The organism is Nostoc sp. (genome assembly GCF_054880495.1).
On the sequence record NZ_JBTYKD010000126.1, the window covers coordinates 1 to 4,821 of the forward strand.

The following is a 4,821-nucleotide window of genomic DNA, read 5'->3' on the forward strand; positions in this document are numbered from 1 at the left end:
CCGGCTTTCTTTGCATAATCTGATAATTTCATATAACCATATTACCATTTTTGGGTATATATGGGTATAGAATCAATAAATATTTACAACACCTTTAACGCCACCAGTCTTGAGTCATGTTGGCGAAATCGTCACCAATGAAAAATTTGCGAAACAACTAACGAGTCCCTGATGAGTATGCCAATTTGGGATTTGAGATTAAGCAAAAACACCAAATTCGATGCTTCTAGATTCATCCTTGTGAACAATCTAAAATCTAAAATTCGAGGCTGATGAGTGGATATACGACGTCTAAATTTTGATCAACTAGGGGGTGCTGATAAATGGCGTAGTTTACCGCCGTAGGTCTTACCCTGAGCCTGCGCCGTACCACTTCGTGGAAGCAAGCTACGCGCAGTGCGATGCCCTGAGCTTGCCGTACTCCGCAGGAGTTGCAAGCTACGCGCAGCGTCTGGTAGAGAAGGGCATCCCTCCTGCCTGGGGTTGATTATGTAGTTATTGCGACACCACTAATAGCATTTTAGATTTTAGATTTTGTATCGCTGAATGAATAAAGCAATCACAGTTTGCCAGCCAAGTTCATCAACTGTTTGAAGTTCACAAGATAAATCATGTTGTTGGTGCTGTCAATTTTGATCCACCCTTTCTCATGGAGCTTTTCCATAATTTTGGTGGTTTCTTCAACGCCGATTTCTGTAACCTCGGCTAAATCTTTGAAGGGAATGTTAAAAATTTCCTTCCCCAAATTGGATTCCTGACCATAACTTTCGCCTAAAGTCACTAGGGTATGGGCGAGTTTGACTGCTGGTGGTGAAGACCGCATCTGTAAGCGCACGTTAATTTGCCGCAATCGCCGCACCATCAGTTGCAACATCCGGTGATGTAATTGCGAGTCTTTAAACAAGATTTGAATAAAACGCTCTCTGGAGATACTAATCAACTTCACAGGCGAAAGGGCAATAACATCGGTTGAGCGTGGTGATTCATCCAAAATTGCCATTTCTCCAAAAAAATCGCCCCGACCAAAAATTGCCAGAGCTACCGGATCTTCACCGACAGTACGCCGGACTTTCACCCAACCAGAAACCACGAAGTAAACGGCGTTACCCCAGGCATCTTCCATCACAACAGCTCGCCCAGATGGGTATTCATGTTCAATTGCAACGTTGAGTAGCCATTCCAAAGTCTGGGGAGTGGCTGTACTCATTAAGGGGAAAAGTTCACTAAAAACCTCAGTTAGCATGAAATATTTGCAAGAAATGGATTTAAGAGCGGGAAACTAACTTTGCTACTATAAGTTTGTTTAAACCGTAATCTTACTCAGAATGGGATCACAAAATTTGTATTTATTATTTATTTTGAGATGAACCTCTAAGGTTGATCGGTCTAAGGTTACATTACAACATAACAATTATGTATGCGATCGAAATCAGGGGTTTCACTGACAGATCGATGATTTGCTGTTTGTTGATGGATTGCTTTTCAGTGCTAGTATTTTGATCTGTTGGTCTAAATTTTTTACTAATTGATTCAGGGCAACCAAAGCCTCTGATTGCTGAGAGTCAAAGCTGGGATTCAGTAAAAGTCGTTGTTGTAGTTCATGCAACTTGAAGCTTAGTTGCTGAGAAATTCCTAAGGCATCGTGGCTCAAACGCTCTAACTGTTGTTGTTGATAGAATTTTAATGCTGCTCCCCGCAAGACTTGGAGTGTTGCCTCTTCGCCGTAGATTCCCGGCATGACTCGCAAGCGTAATAACAAGCCGTTTTTTTGATACACGTATTCTTTCTCTACCTGTTTTGGTTCTGTAACCGTGGTGAGAGGCAGGGAAGCAAAGCGCTTTAATTCATTCAGTACTCCTTGGAAAACCGAGAGGGGGAGTTTGTCTAATACACACTGCAAGACTCCATTATCACTCCACAGTATCCTGCCTTGATAAGGTTGTCTTTCTAAGTACAGCCGACCAATTCCCCCAGCCAGAATTTGCCCTAGCAATTCTTCTAGTAATTTCTTGGGTGGTAGTGTTGGTAGCACCTCAATCGGACTAAATAGTTCGGGAAGTTGTATAGACAAAATAGGTAAATTGTTTGGTGCTGCTGCTTCTGAAGTGTCTCCCTCCTGACCTGTGGAAATCGGGGTTAACAATGTCGTAGGTTGAGATAATTTATCTAGCTCTGGGATCGGAGGCAAGTCTACGTGCTGCCAAGAATGTTGAGGTTTTTGTGTGTGAAACACGATCAATATTGGTTGGTGATTTGATTCTGAGTCGGCATCTACAGGGGGAATAGGTTTGTCAGCAATGGTAGCGGCGCTATTTGTTGGGGGAAATTCTGTTATTGGCTGATGCACTTGTTTAGCATCTAGCTGAGATGTATTTTTATGATTGAGGTAGGCTGACAGTATTCTGCGGTGAGCGTCGGCTGCGATCGCCTCAATCACTTTTGTGCAATTGATATAAGACAAGATGCGACTAACGTAATCTAGTGCCTCGCCCTCTTCTGGATGAACCATACCTAGCAAGAGGTTGTTGTCTTGTAATTCCAAAGGCAAAATTTGGTGGTAGAGGCAAGCTTCAAAAGACAAAAAACTATCAATCAGCTGGAATATTTGCTTACGAATGTCTACTTGCTCCCACTGACTTGGTGTACCAGTTAGCACTTGCTTTCTATTTACTCTGGTATCTGTTTGTTTACCCTCTGAAGACAACATAGGTTTATATTTGCTTGGCGTTTGCTTGTATACCGTCTTTCCTCTAATTTAGTAAATATTTAATCAAGATCGTTTGTTAAATTGTTAATAATTAAATTATCTACACATACCATAAGTAGACGTAAATAGATGATGAATTTTGGATTGTAGTTTAGTGATAATACTGAGTTATGGATGAGGGCCATAGGGCATAGGCGAAAGCTCTTCTCCCGGTCTTCTCCATCTTCTACTCTTCCCCACAACCTCAGTAAATCAACTAGAAGCCTCACATCCTACTCCTGGGTTCTTAAAGCTTGAGCAACAAGATAGACTTTTGTCCATTCGCCTAGCACTTGATGAGTTTTGAGTTTTAAATGTTGAGCTATTGCTTCTATTGAGTTACCTGCTCTCCGCAAATCTAGGATCTGCCGCCCCAGAGGAGTCAATTTTTGATCAAGTTGCTGCCATTGGTGTTGTGTTAATCCCAAATTATGTTCTTGCAAGGAAATTGAGAGCCAATTGTCTATAAGTTCTGGTTTACCTTTGAGCGCAAAGACGCGCACGGCGTGGTAACTAATTTTTTCTCGCAAACGGTATACTTCTTTGGTCTGCTTATTTAATCTCTGGGCAATATCTTCCTGGGATTTACCTTGCAGATACAATCGTAGCCATGCCACTGCGTCTGTTCCCAGATTTTCTTGTAAATAATTTTCAAATTCTTCTTGTACTGACTGACGCAGCGCTTGTTGTTCCTCTAATTGTTGTGCTTGTTGATATGCTGCGATCGCCTGACTATCGATTAAGTTAACTCGATTATCAGTGTCGTCTGTGAGAACTTCTTCCGACACCAGTCTAATCAAGTCATGTCCCGGCACTTGGGTTAAGCCACCGCGCTGAGTGCGACGCAAGTAATTCACAAATCGGTAAGCTAATAGAGGTTGATTGCGTACTGGCCGTAGAGAATATTCTTCTACACTGGCAAATAGCAGAGCATCCCTTAATCTTCGATCGCTTGTATATTTGGCAATATCAGCCATTTGCTGTTGCATGTGGCTATCGCTTTGCAATAATTCTTGGAGTACTTCTTGTAACACATCGATCACACTGCGCTGGCGATCGCGGCTGAGGGAAACCCAAGTCTGAATCTTATTCCGTAATATTACTAAATTCCCCAATCGCGTTATCAAGTTGCGATAAGCACGTTCTCGCCCTAGCCCCAAGTAGCGTTGACGTAAAATTCTCCAGCGATATTCCATCGCTTGCTTGGCAATATCGAATTCCTTAGGGTTAAACAGATCAAACCGTTTTGAGTCAGATCCAAATAACCAGAAAATAATACTTTGCCTCGCAGCTTCATTTTGGTCTGGACATTCCGCAGCCAAGCGCTTTCGCCAATCTAGAGCCAGTTGTTCTACATCCTTTGTCATAGTGAGATTGCGTTCCTCGAAACTCAATTTTGAAGTTTGCATCACAACCCCCATTTGTCCCACCTAATTGTTTAACTGGCAACTTCCCCGGATTTCATGAAAATCATGAAAACATCTAAGTGATTCCACTTTCATTACGTCTTAATTCACTAAAATTATGCAGAAATTGCTAGATTGATGTTTTACTTGCAATTTCCAAATGCCCCAAACCCATGCCCATGAGTCCTTTGGGTCAATTCTGGTAATTTAAACTTTTTGTAAAGTTATGTTATTTAACTCAGATCAGAAATTTGCCTAGAGTGGTGAGGATACACCTTTGCACGATATAGATCAGGGAAATCTGACATTTTGTAACCGAGCCGAGGAACGAATATAATTTAACTTAATATTCAGACGTTATTTCACCCGTATAAGTTTCAACCTTTTACAACCCCTTACGTAGTAAAATACTTAGTACAGAACACCACAAAAAGGGTATGGAATTTAATCATTCGTAGGTTGGGTAGAACGAACGCGAATAGCGTCCTGTAGGGAAGTGAAACCCAACATCAAGTCTGAATATTTCCGAACCCCTTTTAGGGTGACGTGTACTTAGTTAAATCTCAATATGCTTGGTGTTGTAAATATTTATTGATTCTATACCCATATATACCCAAAAATGGTAATATGGTTATATGAAATTATCAGATTATGCAAAGAAAGCCGGAG

3 protein-coding genes are annotated in these 4,821 nt (G+C 41.4%); all 3 read right to left on the reverse strand.

Translation table 11 applies throughout. From position 1 onward, the window contains the following. Nucleotides 1–559: 559 nt before the first annotated feature. The 3 genes from ACYTXL_RS13645 to ACYTXL_RS13655 all read right to left on the reverse strand — a co-directional run bounded on the left by ACYTXL_RS13645 (nt 560) and on the right by ACYTXL_RS13655 (nt 4,167). The gene (locus ACYTXL_RS13645; protein WP_461925225.1) at nt 560–1,243 is read right to left on the reverse strand and encodes a Crp/Fnr family transcriptional regulator; all 684 of its coding nucleotides are present in this window, start codon (nt 1,241–1,243) and stop codon (nt 560–562) included. Nucleotides 1,244–1,438: 195 nt separating this feature from the next. Beyond that, nucleotides 1,439–2,707, reverse strand: a complete 1,269-nt coding sequence (locus ACYTXL_RS13650) for a pilus assembly protein PilB (RefSeq protein ID WP_461925226.1) — start codon at nt 2,705–2,707, stop codon at nt 1,439–1,441. A 272-nt stretch (nt 2,708–2,979) separates the two neighbouring features. Further along, nucleotides 2,980–4,167, reverse strand: coding sequence for a HetZ-related protein 2 (locus ACYTXL_RS13655; protein ID WP_461925227.1), 1,188 nt, complete (start codon nt 4,165–4,167; stop codon nt 2,980–2,982). Nucleotides 4,168–4,821 lie beyond the last annotated feature (654 nt).